The organism is Streptomyces sp. CNZ301 (genome assembly GCF_004217425.1).
In genome coordinates, this window is record NZ_SHLG01000002.1 from 526,135 (window position 1) to 546,017 (window position 19,883).

The following is a 19,883-nucleotide window of genomic DNA, read 5'->3' on the forward strand; positions in this document are numbered from 1 at the left end:
AGGTCAATTCCCCCCGTTGCCCCTGCCATTGCCCTGGCCGCCCTGCTCCTGCTCCGGCGGCCCGTCCCACTGCCAGTCCGACTCGTCCCACCGGTCCGGGCCGGCCACGTCCTGCCACGGGGAGTTCCCGAAGTCGTCCCCGACCTGCTCCCACTGGTCGCCCATCTCGCCCAGGTCCGGCACCGAGGTGTCCACCTCCGGCACGCGCGGCTTCACGCCGTCCCACACCTCGCCCCAGGACTTCTCGCCCGCCTTGTCCCCCTCGGCGACGCCCTGTTGCGGGTTGTACGAGCCTGCGGTGACGACGACCTCCTTGAGGGTGTCGTTCACGTACTGCTCCTGCTCGTGGTACAGACCGGCGGACAGGTCCAGCTTCTCCGCGATGTCGTTCAGGTGCTGCATCTTCTCGTGGATCGCCATTCCCCACAGGCCGCAGAACTGGCCGAACACGTCGGCCAGTTCACCGTTGCCCATCTCCATGCCGGACATCATCAGGAACTGGAAACCCTGGCCCTGCTGCGCGGTGATGGAGAAGAAGCCGGTCTCCTCCAGTTCCGCCGTCGCAGCCTTCAGGCCCTGCTCGACCTGCTTCGCCGCCGCGGGATCGAACTTGTAACCGCCGCTCACGCCGCCCCCTCCGCCTCCTCGGTCACGGCCACCTCGTCGGGCACGATCCCCTTCGCCGGCGGCAGCAGGAACGCGCCCTCACTGCCCACATCGACCGCAATACCGCAGGGGACGCCGACCTCGGCCAGGGTCTCGTCCAGCAGCCGGGCCCCGTAGACCCGCCGGAACTCCCACTCCCCGCCTTCGCCCCGCCCCTGCGCGAACGCAGTCAGCGTGTCGGTGTCGGTGAACGCGTAGATCCACCGCAGACCGCCCTGGTCCCCGGCGAGAATCCCGCCGTCCCGGATCGGGACGAGCACCAGCGATCTGCGGAACTCCCCCAGCACGGCGCGCACTTGCTCTTGCGCCTCATCGAGGTTCCCGCCGTCCTCGAACTCCTCCGTAAGCATCACACCCCCGCTCGCTCAGGCATTCCGACCCTAGGGGAGAGAGCGCACCCGCGACAGATCCTCCACCGGCACCCACCTCGGCGTCGCACCGGCACCCACCACGGCGTTGCACCGGATCCGGCCGGGCACCGGTACGAGGACCGGCCGGCCGCGGACCGCGCGCGGAACTCCCCCACGGCGGCGGCCACTTCGGCGCTGCGACCCGGCCCCCGTGCGGCGCTCCCGCGCCTCCCCCACGTCTGAACGACTGCCCGGGCACGTCCCGCGGACAGTTCCGTCACCGTACACAGCGCGGGCGGTGCGCCGCCGGTGAGGACGGCGGGAAGAGGCCGTGATCACATCCGCGTCCGGCCTGCCGCCGGGCGGAGCCGCGCCGGAGCACGACACCCGCCCCGGGTCGGCGGATCCGGGGCGGGCGTCGATCGCCGAAGGCGAAGTGGTGTGTCAGATCCCGCAGCTGGGGGCCGACCAGAAGCGGCCGTCGCCTCCCGCGACGTGGGTGTGGTCGTCGTGGCCCGGGTAGCCGGGGCCGAGGATCTCGGTGAAGCCGTGGTTGCGGGCCGCCTGGGCCAGGCCGCAGAAGCCCTGGGAACCCGCGCCCAGGTCGGCTGCGTGACCGTACATGTGGCGGCTGTTGGCCGCGCCGCCGACCGCGCTGTTGCAGGCGACGCTGCGGAAGCCGCCGTTGACGGTGATCGGCCTGTCGCCCATGGCGTGCCGCATGGCCTGGAGCTTCCACATGGTGACCAGGGCGTTGGCGCGGGCGGTCGCCGCGCCGACCTTGCCGCCGGACCAGTCGGAGTTGCAGTTGTTCAGCTCGTCGTAGCTGAAGTTGACCGGTGTGCAGTCGTCGTCCTGCAGCTCGTAGATCTTGTTGAAGGTCTGGGCGCCCGCGACTCCGTCGGCGGAGAGGCCGTACGCCGACTGGAAGCGCTGCACCGCGGCTTTGGTGGCGGGGCCGAACTGGCCGTCGATGGCCAACTGGCTGCCGGAGCCCGGGTATCCGGCGACGCGGATCTGCAGCTGCCGCACGGCTTCGCCGGACGCGCCCTCGCTGAGCGTTCCGCTCCAGGTGTAGCAGGCGTCGGCTGTCGCTGCGGCTGCCGGCGCGGAGCTTGCCACCGCGGGCACCGCCGCGGGGGCGGCGAGTGCCAGGCCCGCACCGGTCAGAACCGCGACCAGCGCTCTGACAGAACGTGAAGTCATGGGAGACGTTGCCTTCCTGGGTTGGGTTTGCCGGGCTGAAGAGGCTGACAGTCGCGCCAATCGCCGTTCGCGTCAAGAACAGACAAATACTCGGCAGAATTCATGAAAATCCTGCTGAAAGGCGGCAGTTGCGCGGCTGCCGCTTCCCCTTTCGGCGCCGCCCGTACGCGGACGGGGCGTACGGGCCGGAGCGGTGGACAGCGGTTATGACGTTCCGTGACCTTGCGCGGCTTCTCAGTGCGCGGCGAACCGAAGTGAGCGAGGAGCGGAGGGAGATGACGGACGTAACGGCGGGCGGGGATGAGGACCGGACACCGGTGCCCCGACTCGTCCTCTCCCCCGTGGCCCGGTCCGTCGTCCCGTACGCGGCGCAGGGCTGACGCGCGCAGGGCTGACGCCCGGGCGAAACCGCACCCCCGGGCAGGCGGCTTGGGTTGCCCGGGGGCGCGGCGGTGGGGGGTGGTGGTCCGGCGGCAACCGGCCCGGCCCGGCGCCCCGTTCAGCTGCTGAACGCCGCGTCGAAGGAGGAGGACGGGGGGTCGTAGTCGTAGGCCTTGAGCCGGCGCAGGGCCTCCGGCGCTCCCGCCAGCCGGTCCATGCCGGCGTCCTCCCACTCGACGGAGACGGGCCCGTCGTAGCCAATAAAGTGCAGCATCCTGAACACGTCCTCCCAGGCCACGTCGCCGTGCCCGGCGGAGACGAAGTCCCAGCCGCGCCGCGGGTCGCCCCACGGCAGGTGGGAGCCGAGCCGCCCGTTGCGCCCGTCGAGTCGCTTGCGGGCCTCCTTGCAGTCGACGTGGTAGATCCGCTCCCGGTAGTCGTAGAGGAATCCGGTCGGGTCCAGGTCCTGCCACACGAAGTGGCTGGGGTCGAAGTTGAGTCCGAACGCCGGGCGGTGGCCGATGGCTTCCAGCGCACGGTGCGTCGTCCAGTAGTCGTATGCGATCTCGCTCGGGTGCACCTCGTGCGCGAAACGCACGCCCTCGGCGTCGAAGACGTCCAGGATCGGATGCCACCGCTGCGCGAAGTCCTCGTAGCCGCGGTCGACCATGTGCGGCGGGACCGGCGGGAACATGGCGACCAGATGCCAGATGGAGGACCCGGTGAAGCCGACGACGGTGCGCACTCCGAGCGCGGCCGCGGCTCGCGCGGTGTCCTTCATCTCCGCCGCGGCGCGCTGCCGCACGCCCTCGGGGTCACCGTCGCCCCAGATGCGGGCGGGCAGGATGGCCTGGTGCCGCTCGTCGATGGGATCGTCGCAGACGGCCTGCCCCACAAGGTGATTGGAGATCGCCCAGCACGTCAGGCCGTACTTCTCCAGCAGGGCATGCCGTCCCTCGACGTAGTCGGGTTCGGCGAGCGCGCGGTCGACTTCGAAGTGGTCGCCCCAGCAGGCGAGTTCGAGTCCGTCGTAGCCGAAGTCGCGGGCGTGCCGGCAGACTTCCTCCAGCGGCAGGTCCGCCCACTGGCCGGTGAAGAGGGTGAACTGTCGGGGCATTGGCGCAGCCTCCTGATCCGTGCTGGGCTGGGTGATCCGGTCCGGTCCGCCGGACGTGGCCGGCCTCGTCAGCCGGCGTCGACGGTGACGTAGGTGCTCTGCTTCGCCGCGCTCTCCTCGACGGCGGCCAGGACCCGCTGGACCTGGAGCCCGTCGGCGAAGGACGGTTCGGCATCGGTGCCGGTGGCGATCGCGTACAGCAGATCGCGCGCCTGGTGCACGAAGGTGTGCTCGTAGCCCAGGCCGTGCCCCGGCGGCCACCACGCCTCCAGATAGGGGTGCTCGCCCTCGGTGACGAGGATGCGCCGGAACCCTGATTCGGACGCGGTGTCGGTGTGGTCGTGGAAGTGGAGTTCGTTGAGGCGTTCCAGATCGAACTCGAGTGAGCCGAGGGTCCCGTTGAGCTCGACGCGCAGCGCGTTCTTGCGTCCGGAGGCGACGCGGCTGACCTCGAAGGACGCCAACGCCCCCGATTGCAGGCGCCCGTTGAAGATGGCCGCGTCGTCGACCGTGACTGGCCCGAGCTTGCCGCCGGGTTCCTCGCCGGGCAGCGGACGCTCCGTCACGAAAGTCTCCGTCTGCGCGGAGATCCCGGCTATGGGTGAGCCCGCCAGGTGCTGTGCGATGTCGACGGCGTGCGCGCCGAGGTCCCCCAGCGCGCCGGAGCCGGCGGCCTCCTTGCGCAGCCGCCACGCCAGCGGGAAGGCCGGGTCGACGAGCCAGTCCTGCAGGTAGTGCACGCGCACGTGCCGCAGTTCGCCCAGCCGGCCCTGCGCGACCATGCGCCGGGCGAAGGCGAGTGCGGGCGTGCGGCGGTAGTTGAAGCCGACCATCGTCAACTGGCCCCGCTCGCGGGCCGCTTGCGCCGCGGTGGCCATCGCTTCGGCCTCGGCGACCGAGTTGGCGAGGGGCTTCTCGCACAGCACGTGCTTGCCGGCCTCCAGTGCGGCGACGGCGATCTCGGCATGGCTCTCACCCGGTGTGCAGATGTCGACGAGCTGGATGTCGCTGCGCGCGATCAGCTCCCGCCAGTCGGTCTCGGCCGCCGCCCAGCCGAGCTTCCCCGCCGCCGCGCGCACGGCCTCCGGGTCCCGTCCGCACACGGCGGTCATGGCGGGCGCGAGCGGCAGGTCGAAGACCCGGCCGACGGTGCGCCACCCCTGGGAGTGGGCGGCTCCCATGAAGGCGTAGCCGACCATGCCCACGCCGAGCGGTGGCGCCGATCCGCCCTGTTCGGGGCGGGCGGGCGCGGGTGCGGGCGCTGTGTCGTCGGACATGGGGCTCCTCCCTGTCGGGGATACGAGTGGGGGGTGGGGCACGGCCCTGGCGTGGTGCGCGGCGCGGTGCGGTGCCCGAAGCGGGTCCCGTCGCCTGTGCGGCTCGTCCGGTGCGGCCCGGTGCGGGAAGGCGCGCCCGGTGACGGGACCCGGGCCGGGCCTACTTGAAGCCCGTCGGCAGGTATTCGTCGACGTTGGACTTCGTGACGACGGCCGAGTAGAGCGTGATGGACGCGGGGATCTCGAATTCGGCGAGACCGCCGACCCCCTTGCCCTGACCCAGCGCGCGTGCGAGGTCGATCGCCGAGGCCGCCATCGTCGGCGGATAGAGAACGGTGGCCTTGATGACGCTGTTGTCGGCCTTGATGGTCTCCATCACGCGCCGTGATCCGGCGCCGCCGACCATGAGGAAGTCGTCGCGGCCGGCCTGCTTGATGGCCCGCTCGGCGCCCACTCCCTGATCGTCGTCGTGGTTCCACAGCGCGTCGAACTTCGGTTCGGCACGCAGCAGTTGCGCCATCTTCGACTGACCGGACTCCACGGTGAACTCGGCGGCCTGCCGCGCGACCTTCTCGATGTTCGGATAGTTCTTCAGGGCGTCGTCGAAGCCCTTCGTGCGCTCCCGGGTCAGCTCCAGGTTGTCGATGCCCGCGAGTTCCACGACCTTCGCGTTCTTCTTGTCCTTGAGCTTCTCCCCGATGTACCGGCCGGCGTTGAGCCCCATGCCGTAGTTGTCGCCGCCGATCCAGCACCGGTAGGCCTGCTGCGAGGCGAAGACCCGGTCGAGGTTGACGACGGGGATGCCCGCACGCATCGCCTTGAGACCGACCTGCGTGAGCGCCTTCCCGTCGGCGGGAAGGATGACGAGGACGTCGACCTTCTTGTTGATCAGCGTCTCGATCTGCCCCACCTGCTGGGCGTTGTCGTTGGACCCCTCGGTGGCCTCCAGGGTGACGTCCTTGTACTTCTTCGCCCGCTCCTTGGCCTGCTCGTTGATGGCGTTGAGCCAGCCGTGATCGGCCTGCGGCCCGGCGAAGCCGATCGTGACCCGCTTGCCGGGCTTGTCGTCGGCGACGTTCGCCTGCCCGGCCTCCGCGTCCTTGTCGTCGTTGCTCTGGTTGCTGGTGCATCCGGCGGAGAGGAAGGCGGCACCGGCGGCGGCGCCGAAGAGGATGTTCCTGCGGGAGGCACCGAGCGCACGGGACGAGGACGAGCGTGAAGGGGCCTCGGAACGGGGCGAGTTGGGTACGGGGTTCTGCGGATTCGGGTTCTCGGGCGATTCGGTCATGACGTCTTCCGACCCTTCTGGACCAGGACTGCGGCGACGATGATCGCTCCCTTGGCGATCTGCTGGACGTCCGTCTGGAGGTTGTTGAGAGCGAACAGGTTGGTGATCGTGGTGAAGACGAGCACTCCGAGCACGGAGCCGGTGATGGTGCCGCGGCCTCCGCTCAGCAGGGTGCCGCCGATGATCGCGGCGGCGATGGCGTCGAGTTCGTAGAGGTTGCCGTTGGTGTTCTGGCCCGAGCCGGTCAGGACGATGAGCATGAACGCGGCGATGCCGCAGCACAGGCCGGAGAGCAGGTACAGCAGCAGCCGCTGCCGCCGCACGGCGATGCCGGCCAGGCGCGAGGCCTCGGCGTTGCCGCCGACGGCGACGGTGCGCCGTCCGAACGTGGTGCGCCCCAGGACGAGCCAGCCCAGCACCGCGACAGCGGCGAAGACCAGGACAAGTGGCGGCACGCCCAGCACGTAGCTGTCGGAGACGCCGAGGTCGAGAACGGACTCCACCGTCACCACCTGCGTCTTGCCGTCGCTGATCAGCAGCGCGAGCCCCCGGGCGGAGGCGAGCATGGCCAGGGTCGCGATGAAGGGCACCATCGGCCCGTAGGCGATGAGCACGCCGTTGACGAGCCCGCAGCCCAGCCCCACGCACAGCGCGCACAGCAGCACGCCGCCCAGCCCGAACTCCTGCGTGGCCACGGTCGTCGCCCACACGGACGCGAGCGCCACGATCGCTCCGACGGACAGGTCGATGCCGCCGCCGATGATCACGAAGGTCACGCCCACGGTGACGACCCCGATGACCGAGGACTGGGTGAGGATCAGCTGAAGGTTGTCGCCGGTCAGGAACTGCTCCGGCTTGGTGAACGCGCCGACGACGACCAGCGCGAGAAGCACCCCGGCGAGTGAGAGGTGACGCAGCCCCGAACGGGGTGCGCTGATGCCGCGCCGGGACGGCGGCGCGGACGGCTGCGACGCGGGCTCCTTGACCGCCTCGGCACCGGTTGGGCTCAGCACGACGGGCTCCCTTCCATGACGAGGTCGAGCACCCGGTGCTCGTCGAGCTCCCGGGCGGGTGCGGTGTGCACGACGCGGCCCTCCCTCAGCACCAGCAGCCGGTCGGCCAGGCCGAGCACTTCGGGCAGTTCGCTGGAGACGAGCAGGACGGCGACGCCGGAGTCGGCGAGCCGGCGGATGACGGTGTACAGCTCGGCGCGTGCCCCCACGTCGACGCCGCGGGTGGGCTCGTCCAGCAGCAGCACCCGGCACTCGCGCAGCAGCCAGCGGGCGAGGACGACCTTCTGCTGGTTGCCGCCGGAGAGGGTGCGAACGGCCCTGTCGGGATCGTCGGGGTGCAGGGCGAGACCGCGGGTGCGGGCGCGGGTCTCGGCCCGCTCGCGGGAACGGTCGAGCCAGCCGCCGGTGGAGAAGCGGGGCAGCGCCGAGACGGAGACGTTGCTGGAGACGGGCTCCAGCATCAACAGCGCCTGGGACTTGCGCTCTTCGGGCGCCAGACCGATGCCCGCCCGTACCGCCGCGGTGACGTCGCCGGGACGCAGCGGCCTGCCGTCGACGAGGACGCGTCCTGCGGTGGGCCGGCGGGCCCCGGCGATGGTCTCCAGGATCTCCGAGCGCCCGGAGCCGACGAGCCCCGCGAGGCCGGTGATCTCACCGGCGCGCAGTTCGAGGTCGAGCGGCGCGAACTCCCCCTTCCGCGCGAGGCCTTCGGCGCGCAGCACGGGCGGCGGAGGCGCGGCGTGGAGGACGCGGTCCTCCAACGGCTCGGTGGAAGCGGGGCGTTCGGGGAAGGCGTACTGGACCTCGCGGCCGGTCATCAGGGCGACGAACTCCCGTGTCTCGGTGGTGCGGGCCGGCAGTCCGCGGGCGGCGACGCGGCCGTCCTTGAGCACGGAGACGCGGTCACCGATGCGCCGTATCTCTTCCAGACGGTGGGAGATGTAGACGACGGCGACACCGTCCGCCGTCAGCGCGGCGACGATGCGGAAGAGGTTGGAGACCTCGTCCGGGTCGAGCGCGGCGGAGGGCTCGTCCATGACGATGAGGCGCACGTCGTGCGAGAGGGCGCGGGCCATGGAGACGATCTGCTGCGCGGCGGCAGGCAGTGCGCCGACGGTCACGTCCGGGTCGATCTCGGGATGCCCGAGGCGGCGCAGGAGCGAGGCTGCGCGGGTCCGGGCGTCGCGTGCGCGGATGAAGCCGCGGGCGGACACCTCGTTGCCGAGGAAGATGTTCTCGGTGACCGACAGGTGCTCCACCAGGTCGAGTTCCTGGTAGATGGTGGCGATGCCGAGCCGCATGGCGGCCATCGGCGTGGGCAGCCGTACGGGCTCGCCCTGCCAGTGGATGTCTCCCTCGTCAGGCTGGTGGGCGCCTGCCAGGACCTTGATCAGGGTGGATTTGCCCGCGCCGTTCTGCCCGAGCAGGCAGTGCACTTCGCCGGCCTGTACGTCCAGGTCGACGCCGTCCAGCGCCCTCACGCCGGGGAAGGTCTTGGTGATGCGGGACATCGTCAGCAGTGGAGCCTGTGGAACATCTGGAGCCATGGCGGGCCTCCGTGCGTACTGCGTACGGGCAGGCGGAACCGTGCTCGGTGCCGTGTTGCGGGACTGTGGTGCCGGCGGTGCTGTGTGCGGCGTGGTGCCGGTGCCGTGATGCGGTTGCCGTGGTGCGGGGCGTGCGCGCGCTGTACGACGGGGCCTTGCGGGCGGGCCGGGAGCCTGGCGCGAGCCGGGCCCCGGGAGCCGGGTCAGGCCGGTGAGAAGAGGTGGTCGCTGATGAGGCGGGCGGCTCCGGTCACGCCGGCGACGGGGCCCAACTCGCCCAGGACGATGGGTAGATTGCCGGTCGCCAGTGGCAGCGACTGGCGGTAGACCTGTGTGCGGATGCTGGCGAGCAGGGTGTGCCCGAGTCCGGTCACGCCGCCGCCGATGACGACGAGTCCGGGGTTGAAGAAGCTGACGAGGCCGGCGATGACCTGTCCGACCCGGGCGCCGCCCTCGCGGATGAGGTCCAGGGACGTGCCGTCGCCCGCGGCGGCCGCGTTGGCGACGTCCTCGGCGCCAAGCCGCCCCGCGGCCTCGAGCCGGGCCGACAGTTCGGCCGACACCCCGTCGCGCGCGGCGGCCTCCGCGTCACGTGCGAGGGCGGCTCCTCCGAAGTACGCCTCGAGACAGCCGCGGTTGCCGCAGGGGCAGGGGCGGCCCTCCAACTCGACCTGTATGTGCCCGATGTCTCCGGCGCTTCCCGTGGTGCCGCGGTGCACCTCACCGCCGGCCACGACGCCGCAACCGATGCCGGTGCCGATCTTCACGCAGAAGAAGTCCCGTACGGAGCGGGCGACTCCGGCCTGCATCTCGCCCATGGCCATCAGGTTCACGTCGTTGTCGACCATGACCGGGCAGCCGAGTTCCTGGCTGAGGGCCTCCCGAACGGGGAAGCCGTCCCAGCCGGGCATGATCGGCGGAGCCACCGGGACACCCTCCGGGAAGCGCACCGGTCCGGGGACGCCGATCCCCGCGCCGGCGAAGCCGTCGGCGACGCCCGAGTCACGGAGCTTGCCGACCAGCGCGAGCACCTCGTCGAAGACGGCGACAGGGCCCTCACGCACGTCCATCGGCTGATTGACGTGCCCCAGGATCTCCAACTCGGGGTTGGTCACCGCCACATCGACGGACGTGGCGCCGATGTCGACGCCGAGGAACCGGAGTTCGGGGGCGAGCCGGACGTTGTGCGAGCGGCGGCCGCCACGGGAGGCGGCGAGCCCGTCGGCGACGACGAGCCCGGTCTCCAGCAGCCGGTCGATCTCCACGGCGAGCTTGGAACGGGAGAGGTCGACGTGGTCGCCCAGTTCGGCGCGGGAGTTCGGACCGCCGTCACGCAGCAGGCGGAGCAGTCGCGCCTGGTGCGCGTTCGCGGGCCGAGCTGTCATGCGCCTCACCGCCACCCTCCCTCCCCTGACAACCGTCAGCCGGCTCTGGGAAGCCACCCGGCCGGCGGTCAGGGTGCAATGCTCAACTCCCCTGCACGCGGCCGGACTTCTCGTCGACCTCTCCCGCGGAAGCGTGGGTCGCTCCCCGGGGATTGACTGGGAACGTACCAGCGCTCTGCGCGCTGGGGAAGAAGTTCTGCACAAACCCCTTCGACTTTTTCCATGCACTGGACAAAGGTTCAGACATCCGTGCACGGAGGGGAAGGAGTTACCGGTCCCGGGGCCGGGGCGGGCCCGGGGACCGGAGCGCGTGGCGCACGAAGTTCACGCACAACGGCGCCCCGGCTCCTCGGCCAAGCCGGGGAGCCGGAACGTGCGGGAGCCGAAAGGCCGGAACAGGGCGCGAAGTTGAAACCAGGTGCGGACAGCGGGCGCAGAGGCGTCAGCCGCGTTCGCGCTCGTGGTACGAGCGGCGCGTGTGCTCGGTGTGCTGCCGCATGATCTCGGCGGCGCGCTGCTCGTCCCCGTCGGTGATGGCGCTGATCAGCTCGCGGTGCTCGATCCAGGACTGCGCACCGCGCTGCCGCGCGACCGGCGTGTAGTACCAGCGCACCCGGCGGTCGACCTGCCGGGCGAGTTCGGCGAGGACGGCGTTGCCGGCCAGCGCCATCACGCGGGCGTGAAAGGCCGCGTTCGCCTCCACGACCGTCTCCACCTCCGCACCGCCGACGGCCGCCTCACCGCGGGCGCACAGGTCCTCCAGCTCCGCGACGCCGCCGGCGTCCGCGTTCGCGGCGGCGAGCCGGGCGGCCTCGGCCTCCAGCAGCGTGCGCACGGTCAGCAGCTGGTCGGCCTCCTCCTCCGTCGGCTCGTGCACGAACGCCCCCTGTGCGGGACGCAGGTCCACCCATCCGTCCGTGTTCAGCCGCTGCAGCGCCTCCCGTACGGGCTGCCGGGAGACTCCGAGATGCTGGGCGAGCTCGCTCTCGACAAGGTGCTGCCCGGGCCTGAGCGAGCGGGTGGTGATGAGCTCCAGCAGCGCTTCGTAGACCCGCTCGCGGAGCGGGCCCGGCCGCTCCAGCTTGGGCATGGTGCCTTCCGGCAGTCCGGCGGACAACATTCGGCGACTCCTGACCTTCGGGGGCCCTGGACCCTGAAAGATGAGAGAACCGTCAACGACGGGAACCCTGAAACTCTTGGCTATTGAATACAGTCTACGGAGTGCAGTGGCTCTGCGGCGTGCGCAGGGGCCATCTTCTGCTCACTGTGACACGTCACACCCCGCATTCCGGACACGAGCCCGGATCCCGAACGCCCGTGCCCCAACCGGATATTGGCGAGCGTCCCGCCCCTCCCCGTGCCACTCTCTGCTCCCATGGAGCGCGACTGGACACCCGACGAACTGGCCCACGCGGGCCCCGAGCACCTCGACCCCGGCTTCGTCAGCCGCTTCGACCGCAAACAGGGGCACCCCGACGCCGCCGGAGACCTCGACCTGCTCCGCGCGCACGGGCTCTCGGCCGACTCCGTCGTCGTCGATCTCGGCGCGGGCACCGGCCAGTTCGCCGTCCCGGCGGCACGGACCTTCGGGCGCGTCGTCGCCGTGGAGGTCTCCCCCGCTATGCGCGACGTGCTGCGTGAGCGTGCCGCCGCGGAAGGGCTGGCCACCCTGGAATGCGTGCGGGGCGGCTTCCTGACCTACGAGCACTCCGGTCCGCCGGCCGACGCGGTGTTCACCCGGCACGCGCTGCATCAGCTGCCCGACTTCTGGAAAGTGCTGGCGCTGCGCCGCATCGCGGGAATGCTGAGACCCGGCGGCATCCTCCGCCTGCACGACCTGGTCTACGACGTCCCCGCGCAGGAGATCGAGGCGTTCGTGGAGAGCTGGCTGGAAGGCGCCCCGGAGGACCCGGCCACGGGGTACACCCGCGAGGACCTCGCGGAACACATCCGCACCGAACACAGCACGTTCCGGTGGCTGCTCGAGCCGATGCTCGCCGCCACGGGTTTCGAGATCGCCGACGCCTCCTTCCGCGGCTCCGTCTACGCCTCGTACACCTGCGTACGACGATGAGGGGAACCGGGCCCCGCCGAGGCGTGGAACCGGAGCCCGGCAGAACCTGCGGAACCGGAAGAAGAACCGGAAGAAGAGGAGAAGGGGCCTTCAGATGGAGCTGACCGTGCTCGGGGGCTGCGGAGCGTGGCCGACGAGCACGCAGGGATGCAGCGGCTACCTGGTCACCTGTGAGGGCTTCCGGCTGCTCATCGATCCGGGGTACGCCACGCTGCCGGCGCTCCTGAGGCACACCGGAGCGGAGCAGATCGACGCGGTCCTCGTCAGCCACGGACATCCGGACCACTGCGCGGACCTCAACCCGCTGCTGCGCGCACGGGCCCTCGGCGGCGCCTCTCCGGCACCGCTCCCCCTGTACGCGCTGCCCGGCGCCCTCTCCGCGGTGCTCGCCCTCGACCGGCACGGCATGCTCTGCGACGCCTGGTCTCTGCACGAGTTCACCGCCGGGGCACGCTTCGAGATCGGCCCCTTCGGGGTCGCCACCGTGCTGCTTCCGCACTTCGTGCCGAATGCGGGCATCCGCCTCACCGGTCCGCGGGGCACCGTCCTCGCCTACACCGGTGACACCGGTCCGAGCCCTCAGGTGCCGCTCCTCGCCCAGGGGGCCGACGTCTTCCTCTCCGAGGCCACATACCCCGAAACCGTCCCGCCCGAGGACGCGGAGCATCTGCTCAGTGCCCGTCTGGCGGGCCGGTACGCGCAGCAGGCGGGCGCCGCCGGGCTCCTGCTGACCCATCTGTGGCCCGGCACTCCGCACGAGGAGGCGTTGCGAGCGGCCCGCACCGCCTTCACCGGGCCGCTCGCCGTCGCCATCCCCGGCACGACCGTGCGTGTCGGCGCGGCGGACCCATGACACGTGCCTGCGGGCGGGCCCGGTCGCGGTGAGCCGCCGCCCCGCATACACGGGGCCCTCCGCCGTCCGCGGCACGTCGTGCGGTGCACATCGGCGCGGTGCAGCGGCCGGGCCACATACAGTCGACGAAATCTGCCGCGGCTATGGTCATCTCCCGTTCAAATACCTACAGTTCGTCGCCATGGCACTCGGGTTTCTTGATCGCTCCCGCACCGTGGCACCGCCCGGCTGGAGCCGCTGGCTGATCCCCCCGGCCGCGCTGTCGGTCCACCTCTCGATCGGCCAGGCCTATGCGTGGAGCGTCTTCAAACCCGCGCTCGAGTCGTCCATGGGCCTGTCCGGGACGGCCAGCGCCCTCCCCTTCCAGCTGGGCATCGTCATGCTCGGCCTCTCCGCGGCTTTCGGCGGCACCCTCGTGGAGCGCAACGGGCCGCGCTGGGCGATGGCCGTCTCACTGCTGTGCTTCTGCTCGGGCTTCCTGATCTCCGCGCTGGGCGCCGCCACCGGGCAGTACTGGCTGGTGGTCTTCGGCTACGGGTTCGTCGGCGGCATCGGCCTCGGCATCGGCTACATCTCCCCCGTCTCCACGCTCATCAAGTGGTTCCCCGACCGTCCCGGCATGGCGACCGGCATCGCCATCATGGGGTTCGGCGGCGGGGCGCTCATCGCCTCTCCCTGGTCCGCGCAGATGCTGGAGAGCTTCGGCAGCGACAAGGGCGGGGTCGCCTCGGCCTTCCTCGTTCACGGCCTGGTCTACGCGGTCTTCATGTCGCTGGGGGTGCTGCTGGTCCGCGTGCCGGCCGAGGGCTGGCAGCCGCCCGGCGGGAAGCCGCCGCAGGAGCAGCTGGCGAGCAAGCCGCTGGTGACCACAGCGAACGTCTCCGCGCGCAACGCCGTGCGCACACCCCAGTTCTGGTGCCTGTGGGTCGTTCTGACGATGAACGTGACGGCCGGGATCGGCATCCTGGAGAAGGCCGCGCCGATGATCGGCGACTTCTTCGCCGACACCTCCACCCCCGTCTCGGCCTCCGCCGCGGCCGGCTTCGTCGCCCTGCTCTCGCTCGCCAACATGGGCGGGCGCTTCCTGTGGTCGACGACGTCCGACGTCATCGGCCGCAAGAACATGTACCGCTGCTACCTCGGCGTGGGCGCGCTGATGTACCTGGGGATCGTGCTGCTCGGCGACTCCTCCAAGCCGCTGTTCATCGGGTGCGCCCTCGTGATCATCTCCTTCTACGGCGGTGGCTTCGCGACCGTGCCTGCCTATCTGAAGGACCTGTTCGGCACCTACCAGGTGGGCGCCATCCACGGGCGGCTGCTGACCGCGTGGTCCACGGCGGGCGTGCTCGGCCCGCTCATCGTCAACTGGGTCGCCGACTCGCAGGAGGCGGCGGGCCGCTCCGGGCCGGGCCTCTACGGGCTAGCCCTGTCCATCATGATCGGGCTGCTGGCCGTCGGGTTCATCGCGAACGAGCTGATCCGGCCGGTGAATTCGAAGTTCCACGAGCCCGCGCCGGCGACCGCCGCAGGTCCCGCCGGCGACGAAGAGCACAGGGAGGCGACGGGGCGATGAGCACCGGCGAGAACAGCACACCCGACGCACCGGCGGCCGCCGGCGGACCCCCGGCGGCACTGTTCGCGCTCGCCTGGCTGTGGGTCGGCGTGCCGATGGCGTACGGACTCTACGAACTGCTCCTCAAGGCCGTGCAACTCTTCACCGGCGGCTGACGGGTTCCTTCGGGGCCGCTGCGAAGGGATAATTCGGACGCAATCATGTGCGGCGCAATCGCCGCACATGTATTGTCCGTTCGCGAGTGTATACAATATTCTGTCGACTATCTCAGGTTCCATCCCACGCTCGGTCCCCTCAACCGAACGGAGAGCGGATATGAAAGTTGCAGTCGTCGGCGCCGGAGCAATCGGTGCGTATGTCGGAGCAGCGCTGCACAGGGCGGGCGCCGACGTACACCTCATAGCCCGTGGACCTCACCTGGCCGCCATGAAGGAGAACGGCGTCCAGGTCCTCAGCCCGCGCGGTGACTTCACCGCACGGGTGCACGCCACGGACGACCCGTCCACCATCGGTCCGGTCGACTACGTCTTCCTGGGGCTGAAGGCCAACTCCTACGCGGCGTGCGGGCCGCTGGTCCACCCCCTGCTGGGCGAGAAGACGGCCGTCGTGGCCGCGCAGAACGGCATTCCCTGGTGGTACTTCCACGGTCTGGAAGGCCCCTACAAGGGCAGGCGCATCGAGAGCGTCGACCCCGACGGCGCCGTCAGTGCCGTACTGCCGCCCGAACGTGCCATCGGCTGCGTCGTCTACGCCGCGACACAGCTCAAGGGCCCCGGCGTCGTACAGCACATGGAAGGCACCCGCTTCTCCATCGGCGAGCCGGACACCACCGACTCCGCGCGCTGCGAGGAGTTCAGCGAAGCCATGAAGACCGGGGGCCTCAAGTGCCCCGTCGAGGCGGACATCCGGAACGACATCTGGATCAAGCTGCTCGGGAACATCGCGTTCAATCCGCTCAGCGCACTCTCCCGGGCGACCATGGCGCAGATCTGCCGCCACCAGGACACACGGGCCCTGGTCGCGACGATGATGCGCGAGACGCTCGCGGTGGCCGAGGCCGTCGGCTGCCACCCCGAGATCTCCGTCGAGAAGCGACTGGCCGGAGCCGAACGCGTCGGCGAGCACAAGACCTCCACCCTCCAGGACCTGGAGAGCGGCAAGCCCATGGAGCTGGATGTGCTCCTGGCCGCCGTGGTCGAGCTCGCCGCGCTGACCGGCACACGCGTTCCGAAGCTCTGCGCCATTCACGCCGTCACCGACCTGCTGGCACAGACCGTAAGGAGCGCAGCATGAGGCAACGCGAGCGGGGGAGACCGACGAAGGAGCACCCCAGCCTGACAATCCGGTGACGCACGGAAACCCCGGCGTCAAAGACCGATTCGGCCATCAACACAGCGACGGCAACACAGCCGGCGCTTGACGGGCGACGGTGCGTCCCGGCCGGCCCCCACCCCGTGGGGCCGGCCGGGACGCACCGCCCTCAGGAATCACGACAGGACGGACCGCATGGGACGGGTCACTGAGCGACGGCGTGTGCTGCGCATCCGCGACGGTGCGGTCAGCACCCGCCCGGACACCCTTGTCGCCGAGGAGCCGCTGGAGATCCGGCTGAACGGCAAGCCGCTTGCCATCACCATGCGCACCCCCGGTGACGACTTCGCGCTGGCCACTGGCTTCCTCGTCAGCGAGGGCGTGCTCGGCGCGGCCGAGGAACTCGCGAACATCGTCTACTGCACGGGCGCCACCGACGTGGGGGACCCGCCAGCGGTAGCGGGGCGAGGCTCCAACACCTACAACGTGGTCGACGTGCGCCTGGCGCCCGGAGTGCCGCTCCCGGACATCGCCCTGGAGCGGAACGTCTACACCACCTCGTCGTGCGGTCTGTGCGGCAAGGCCAGCCTCGACGCGGTCCGTACGACCGCCCGCTGGGGCATCGAGAACCCGGAGGACCCGGACGACCCCGCCGGGCCGCGGGTCCGCCTCGAACCCTCCGTGCTCTCCTCGCTGCCCGACACGCTGCGCGCGTCGCAGCGGGTCTTCGAACGCACCGGCGGACTCCACGCCGCCGCCCTCTTCACCTCCGACGGCGAACTCCTCGACGTACGGGAGGACGTGGGCCGCCACAACGCCGTCGACAAGCTCGTGGGACGGGCACTCCAGCAGGGCGGGCTCCCCCTGCGCGACGCCGTGCTGATGGTCTCGGGACGTGCGTCCTTCGAGCTGGCGCAGAAGGCGGTGATGGCGGGCATCCCCGTGCTCGCCGCCGTCTCGGCGCCCTCGTCACTGGCGGTTGATCTGGCCGCGGAGACGGGGCTGACGCTGGTCGGCTTCCTCCGCGGATCCTCCATGAACGTGTATGCAGGTGAGCACCGGCTCGCCCTGCGCACAACGGCCGGCCGGGCCTGACGGCCTCGCCTGCTGCACGGGATAGGGGCTCGGTCGGCGGGAGGCGCCCCCTGCGCCGGCCGGGCCCTTCCCCATGTCTGGCCCTTCCCCATGTCTAGGCCTTCCCGCGGGCGGCTGCTCTGCGCGTGCGCGTCCGTGTCTCCCCGAGTCTCCAGCCCCTGGTCTCCAGTCCGGGTCTCCGAGTCCGACAGCGCTCCTCGGCGCGCCCGTAGGCGCATTGTTCACTTCCGTCCCGACGCGGCCTCCGGCGCACCACAGGATCTGTGACGGGTGCAGCTCGGTGCGGCCCACCTCTCGGCAGCCTGTTGCACCTGCAGAAGTCAGTTGTGACGGGCGAGCTTGACCGCGGAAACGAGCAGGATCACGGCCAGCAACGGAATGAGCACCAAGTCCGGGAACACGCCCAGGAGCAGACCTCCCAGCACCGCTCCGGCGACGGAGCCCGCGGCCATGACAAGCGTGAAGCGGCGGTTCGCGCCGAGCACCGCGAAACTGCCGTCACGGCTGTAACGGGCGAACGCCACCAGCATCGTCGGGAACGACACCAGCAGCGAAAGACTTCCCGCAGTCTTGATGTCCTCCCCGAACAGCAGCACGATCGTCGGGATCAGCAGCTCGCCTCCGGCCACGCCCATGATCGCCGCTACCACCCCGATGCCGAACCCGGCTATGACCCCGCAAGGCACCTGCGCCCCCTGCGGCAGTCCGAGCGCCCCCAGGGTGGTGGCCTGAGTCACCACCACCAGGGCGATCGCCATGAGCACCAGCAGAGCCGCCAGCACTTTGTAGAGGGTGGCGGTGCGCATGCGCACCGCCCAGGTCGCTCCGGCCCAGGCACCCAGCAGACTGCCGGCCAGCAGGTTGACCGCTATGGGCCAGCGCGCGGCCACCTCACCGGCCGGGACCGCTGCCAGCCGGGCGGGCAGCGCGACCAGAACCACGACCAGGCTCATCGCCTTGTTCAGGATGACGGCTGAGAGCGCGGCGAACCCGAAGAGGCCGATCAGCAACGGCAGGCGGAACTCCGCCCCGCCCAACCCGATCATCCCGCCCACGACTCCGATGGCCGCTCCCGCACCGAACACCACGGGTGCTGAGCGCGTCGAGCGAAGAGGAACGAGGTTCTGATCAGTGGCCATGACCGGCATCCTCGCTGGTTGCCCAGCGTGCCCGCTAGGGCACGGACCCCACCTTCAAAGATCAGATGCCCACTCAGGATTCGGCTCCCGGACCTGCAAGCATCGGCATCGGCGCCCGATAGTTCCCCGCGCTGCCACGCCCTTCTTGCCGCACCCGGGCCTCAAGGGGAGAACTGCGGGGTTGTCCAGATGCGACGGGGTGTCTTTGAGTTGGATTGCATTTGCTGCATGACTGCTTCTGATGTCTTGCGGATGCGAGATTGTGCGCTTAGCTTTCCCGGCATGCAGAGCTACACGATCGGCCAGGCGGCTCGTCTGCTCGGGGTGAGCCCTGACACGGCCCGGCGCTGGGCCGACGCCGGCAGAGTCGCGACGCACCGCGACGAGGGGGGCCGCCGCCTCGTCGACGGAGAGGCTCTGGCCGCCTTCTCCGTCGAGGTGGGCCAGGGCGGTCTCGACGAGGACGAGGCGTCCTGCACCTCGGCACGCAACGCTTTCCCCGGCATCGTGACCGCCGTCAAGATCGGCGATGTCGCGGCGCAGGTCGAGATCCAGGCCGGTCCACACCGTCTGGTGTCCCTGTTGACGCGGGAGGCCGTAGAGGAGCTGGGCCTGGAGGTCGGCATGCGGGCCACCGCCAGAGTGAAGTCGACAAACGTGCACATCGACCGCACCTGAGCACACCGTCCCCGAACCCCGTGCCGCCACGGCCTGCCTGCCCGCCGGCTTCCGCCCCTCCCCTGCTCCCGTCCCCCTCACCGTTCAAGGAGCCTCGACTTCATGTCTTCCACGGCCACTTGGCGGCGTGCCGCCGCCGCGATCACCACCGCCTCCCTTCTCATACCGCTGACCGCCTGCGGCAGTGGCGAGAAGGACAGTGGCAGCTCGAGCAATGCCTCGAAGGCCGACCTGACGGTCCTGACCGCCTCCTCACTGACCGACGTCTTCAGGACCGCCCGGAAGTCCTACGAGAAGGAACACCCCGGTACGAAGCTGAAGTTCTCCTTCGCCGCCTCCCAGGAACTCGCCGCCCAGGTCAAGCAGGGAGCCCCCGCCGACGCACTGGTCACCGCCGACACCAAGACCATGGACGGGCTGAAGTCCGACGCCGGCACACCGACGGTCATCGCGAAGAACCGGCTGGTCATCGCCACCCGCAAGGGCAACCCGCAGAAGGTGCAGAACCTCAAGGACCTCGCCGACCCGAAAGTGAAGGTCGTACTCGCCGCTCCCGAGGTCCCTGTCGGCCGCTACAGCCGGCAGGTCCTGGACGAGCAGAAGACCGACGTGAAGCCCGTCTCCCACGAACCCAACGTCCGTGCCGTCCTGAGTAAGGTCGAACTCGGAGAAGCGGACGCGGGCATCGTCTACAAGACCGACGCCGCGACCGTTCCCGGCAAGGTCGACGCCGTCGAGATCCCCGACGACGAGAACGCCGTCGCCTCCTACCCGGCCGCCACCCTGAAGTCGTCGAAGAACTCGAAGGCGGCCGCCGCCTTCGTGAAGTGGCTGACCACCCCGGAGGCGCAGAAGCTCCTCCACGACGCCGGCTTCCAGAAGCCATAGCCCTCTGTCCTCAAGAAGGGCTGGCCGGCGAAAGCACGGACG

At 70.5% G+C, this 19,883-nt stretch carries 19 protein-coding genes; 8 read left to right on the forward strand and 11 right to left on the reverse strand.

Annotated features, from left to right (window positions below):
• Positions 1–3 precede the first annotated feature (3 nt).
• From EV375_RS26515 to EV375_RS26560, 10 genes are all read right to left on the reverse strand, one after another.
• On the reverse strand, positions 4–627 hold the full coding sequence (locus EV375_RS26515; RefSeq protein ID WP_130302459.1) for a hypothetical protein: 624 nt from the start codon (positions 625–627) through the stop codon (positions 4–6).
• Positions 624–1,016 (reverse strand): SseB family protein, encoded by a 393-nt coding sequence (locus tag EV375_RS26520; protein WP_130302460.1) that lies wholly within the window; start codon positions 1,014–1,016, stop codon positions 624–626. Before EV375_RS26520 ends, EV375_RS26515 begins: the two co-directional genes overlap by 4 nt.
• Positions 1,017–1,460: 444 nt before the next feature.
• A complete protein-coding gene (locus EV375_RS26525) occupies positions 1,461–2,222 on the reverse strand; it encodes a D-Ala-D-Ala carboxypeptidase family metallohydrolase (protein ID WP_130302461.1) in 762 nt (253 codons plus the stop codon).
• Between the two features lie 499 nt (positions 2,223–2,721).
• Complete coding sequence (locus EV375_RS26530) at positions 2,722–3,720, reverse strand: sugar phosphate isomerase/epimerase family protein (protein WP_130302462.1); 999 nt, start codon at positions 3,718–3,720, stop codon at positions 2,722–2,724.
• A 68-nt stretch (positions 3,721–3,788) separates the two neighbouring features.
• Positions 3,789–4,997 carry a Gfo/Idh/MocA family protein gene (locus tag EV375_RS26535; RefSeq protein ID WP_130302463.1) on the reverse strand — a complete coding sequence of 403 codons (1,209 nt, stop codon included), beginning with the start codon at positions 4,995–4,997 and terminating at the stop codon, positions 3,789–3,791.
• Between the two features lie 160 nt (positions 4,998–5,157).
• Positions 5,158–6,285, reverse strand: a complete 1,128-nt coding sequence (locus EV375_RS26540; RefSeq protein ID WP_130302464.1) for a substrate-binding domain-containing protein — start codon at positions 6,283–6,285, stop codon at positions 5,158–5,160.
• Complete coding sequence (locus tag EV375_RS26545; protein WP_207228476.1) at positions 6,282–7,298, reverse strand: ABC transporter permease; 1,017 nt, start codon at positions 7,296–7,298, stop codon at positions 6,282–6,284. The genes EV375_RS26540 and EV375_RS26545 overlap by 4 nt, the downstream gene beginning before the upstream one ends.
• Positions 7,292–8,845 carry a sugar ABC transporter ATP-binding protein gene (locus tag EV375_RS26550; protein WP_130302465.1) on the reverse strand — a complete coding sequence of 518 codons (1,554 nt, stop codon included), beginning with the start codon at positions 8,843–8,845 and terminating at the stop codon, positions 7,292–7,294. The genes EV375_RS26545 and EV375_RS26550 overlap by 7 nt, the downstream gene beginning before the upstream one ends.
• Positions 8,846–9,048: 203 nt before the next feature.
• The gene (locus EV375_RS26555; RefSeq protein ID WP_130302466.1) at positions 9,049–10,230 is read right to left on the reverse strand and encodes an ROK family transcriptional regulator; all 1,182 of its coding nucleotides are present in this window, start codon (positions 10,228–10,230) and stop codon (positions 9,049–9,051) included.
• 442 nt (positions 10,231–10,672) lie between these two features.
• A complete protein-coding gene (locus EV375_RS26560) occupies positions 10,673–11,350 on the reverse strand; it encodes a GntR family transcriptional regulator (RefSeq protein WP_130302467.1) in 678 nt (225 codons plus the stop codon).
• A 255-nt stretch (positions 11,351–11,605) separates the two neighbouring features.
• Here EV375_RS26560 and EV375_RS26565 point away from each other — a divergent pair, with 255 nt between their 5' ends.
• From EV375_RS26565 to fdhD, 6 genes are all read left to right on the forward strand, one after another.
• On the forward strand, positions 11,606–12,304 hold the full coding sequence (locus tag EV375_RS26565; protein WP_130302468.1) for a class I SAM-dependent methyltransferase: 699 nt from the start codon (positions 11,606–11,608) through the stop codon (positions 12,302–12,304).
• 94 nt (positions 12,305–12,398) lie between these two features.
• Entirely contained in the window at positions 12,399–13,157 is a 759-nt protein-coding gene (locus tag EV375_RS26570; RefSeq protein ID WP_130302469.1) for an MBL fold metallo-hydrolase, read from the forward strand.
• Positions 13,158–13,338: 181 nt separating this feature from the next.
• A complete protein-coding gene (locus EV375_RS26575; protein WP_130302470.1) occupies positions 13,339–14,730 on the forward strand; it encodes an OFA family MFS transporter in 1,392 nt (463 codons plus the stop codon).
• Positions 14,727–14,885, forward strand: coding sequence for an MFS transporter small subunit (locus EV375_RS29285; protein WP_165434855.1), 159 nt, complete (start codon positions 14,727–14,729; stop codon positions 14,883–14,885). The genes EV375_RS26575 and EV375_RS29285 overlap by 4 nt, the downstream gene beginning before the upstream one ends.
• 160 nt (positions 14,886–15,045) lie before the next feature.
• Positions 15,046–16,023, forward strand: a complete 978-nt coding sequence (locus EV375_RS26580; protein WP_130302471.1) for a 2-dehydropantoate 2-reductase — start codon at positions 15,046–15,048, stop codon at positions 16,021–16,023.
• A 213-nt stretch (positions 16,024–16,236) separates the two neighbouring features.
• Positions 16,237–17,136, forward strand: a complete 900-nt coding sequence (gene fdhD, locus EV375_RS26585; protein ID WP_130302472.1) for a formate dehydrogenase accessory sulfurtransferase FdhD — start codon at positions 16,237–16,239, stop codon at positions 17,134–17,136.
• 320 nt (positions 17,137–17,456) lie between these two features.
• Here fdhD and EV375_RS26590 read toward each other — a convergent pair whose 3' ends face one another.
• A complete protein-coding gene (locus tag EV375_RS26590) occupies positions 17,457–18,275 on the reverse strand; it encodes a sulfite exporter TauE/SafE family protein (protein ID WP_130302473.1) in 819 nt (272 codons plus the stop codon).
• 282 nt (positions 18,276–18,557) lie between these two features.
• On the opposite strand from EV375_RS26590, the gene EV375_RS26595 reads away from it, so the two are divergent.
• Both EV375_RS26595 and modA read left to right on the forward strand, forming a co-directional pair.
• Positions 18,558–18,953, forward strand: a complete 396-nt coding sequence (locus EV375_RS26595) for a helix-turn-helix transcriptional regulator (RefSeq protein WP_130302474.1) — start codon at positions 18,558–18,560, stop codon at positions 18,951–18,953.
• Positions 18,954–19,055: 102 nt separating this feature from the next.
• Entirely contained in the window at positions 19,056–19,841 is a 786-nt protein-coding gene (gene modA, locus EV375_RS26600) for a molybdate ABC transporter substrate-binding protein (RefSeq protein WP_130302475.1), read from the forward strand.
• Positions 19,842–19,883 lie beyond the last annotated feature (42 nt).

What these genes read in the sequence shown, in the direction of transcription:
- EV375_RS26520 (WP_130302460.1), bottom strand. Translation starts at nt 1,016, where the DNA reads ATGCTTACGGAGGAGTTCGAGGACGGCGGGAACCTCGATGAGGCGCAA.
- EV375_RS26525 (WP_130302461.1), bottom strand. Translation starts at nt 2,222, where the DNA reads ATGACTTCACGTTCTGTCAGAGCGCTGGTCGCGGTTCTGACCGGTGCG.
- EV375_RS26530 (WP_130302462.1), bottom strand. Translation starts at nt 3,720, where the DNA reads ATGCCCCGACAGTTCACCCTCTTCACCGGCCAGTGGGCGGACCTGCCG.
- EV375_RS26535 (WP_130302463.1), bottom strand. Translation starts at nt 4,997, where the DNA reads ATGTCCGACGACACAGCGCCCGCACCCGCGCCCGCCCGCCCCGAACAG.
- EV375_RS26540 (WP_130302464.1), bottom strand. Translation starts at nt 6,285, where the DNA reads ATGACCGAATCGCCCGAGAACCCGAATCCGCAGAACCCCGTACCCAAC.
- EV375_RS26550 (WP_130302465.1), bottom strand. Translation starts at nt 8,845, where the DNA reads ATGGCTCCAGATGTTCCACAGGCTCCACTGCTGACGATGTCCCGCATC.
- EV375_RS26555 (WP_130302466.1), bottom strand. Translation starts at nt 10,230, where the DNA reads ATGACAGCTCGGCCCGCGAACGCGCACCAGGCGCGACTGCTCCGCCTG.
- EV375_RS26560 (WP_130302467.1), bottom strand. Translation starts at nt 11,350, where the DNA reads ATGTTGTCCGCCGGACTGCCGGAAGGCACCATGCCCAAGCTGGAGCGG.
- EV375_RS26565 (WP_130302468.1), top strand. Translation starts at nt 11,606, where the DNA reads ATGGAGCGCGACTGGACACCCGACGAACTGGCCCACGCGGGCCCCGAG.
- EV375_RS26570 (WP_130302469.1), top strand. Translation starts at nt 12,399, where the DNA reads ATGGAGCTGACCGTGCTCGGGGGCTGCGGAGCGTGGCCGACGAGCACG.
- EV375_RS26575 (WP_130302470.1), top strand. Translation starts at nt 13,339, where the DNA reads ATGGCACTCGGGTTTCTTGATCGCTCCCGCACCGTGGCACCGCCCGGC.
- EV375_RS29285 (WP_165434855.1), top strand. Translation starts at nt 14,727, where the DNA reads ATGAGCACCGGCGAGAACAGCACACCCGACGCACCGGCGGCCGCCGGC.
- EV375_RS26580 (WP_130302471.1), top strand. Translation starts at nt 15,046, where the DNA reads ATGAAAGTTGCAGTCGTCGGCGCCGGAGCAATCGGTGCGTATGTCGGA.
- fdhD (WP_130302472.1), top strand. Translation starts at nt 16,237, where the DNA reads ATGGGACGGGTCACTGAGCGACGGCGTGTGCTGCGCATCCGCGACGGT.
- EV375_RS26590 (WP_130302473.1), bottom strand. Translation starts at nt 18,275, where the DNA reads ATGGCCACTGATCAGAACCTCGTTCCTCTTCGCTCGACGCGCTCAGCA.
- EV375_RS26595 (WP_130302474.1), top strand. Translation starts at nt 18,558, where the DNA reads ATGCAGAGCTACACGATCGGCCAGGCGGCTCGTCTGCTCGGGGTGAGC.
- modA (WP_130302475.1), top strand. Translation starts at nt 19,056, where the DNA reads ATGTCTTCCACGGCCACTTGGCGGCGTGCCGCCGCCGCGATCACCACC.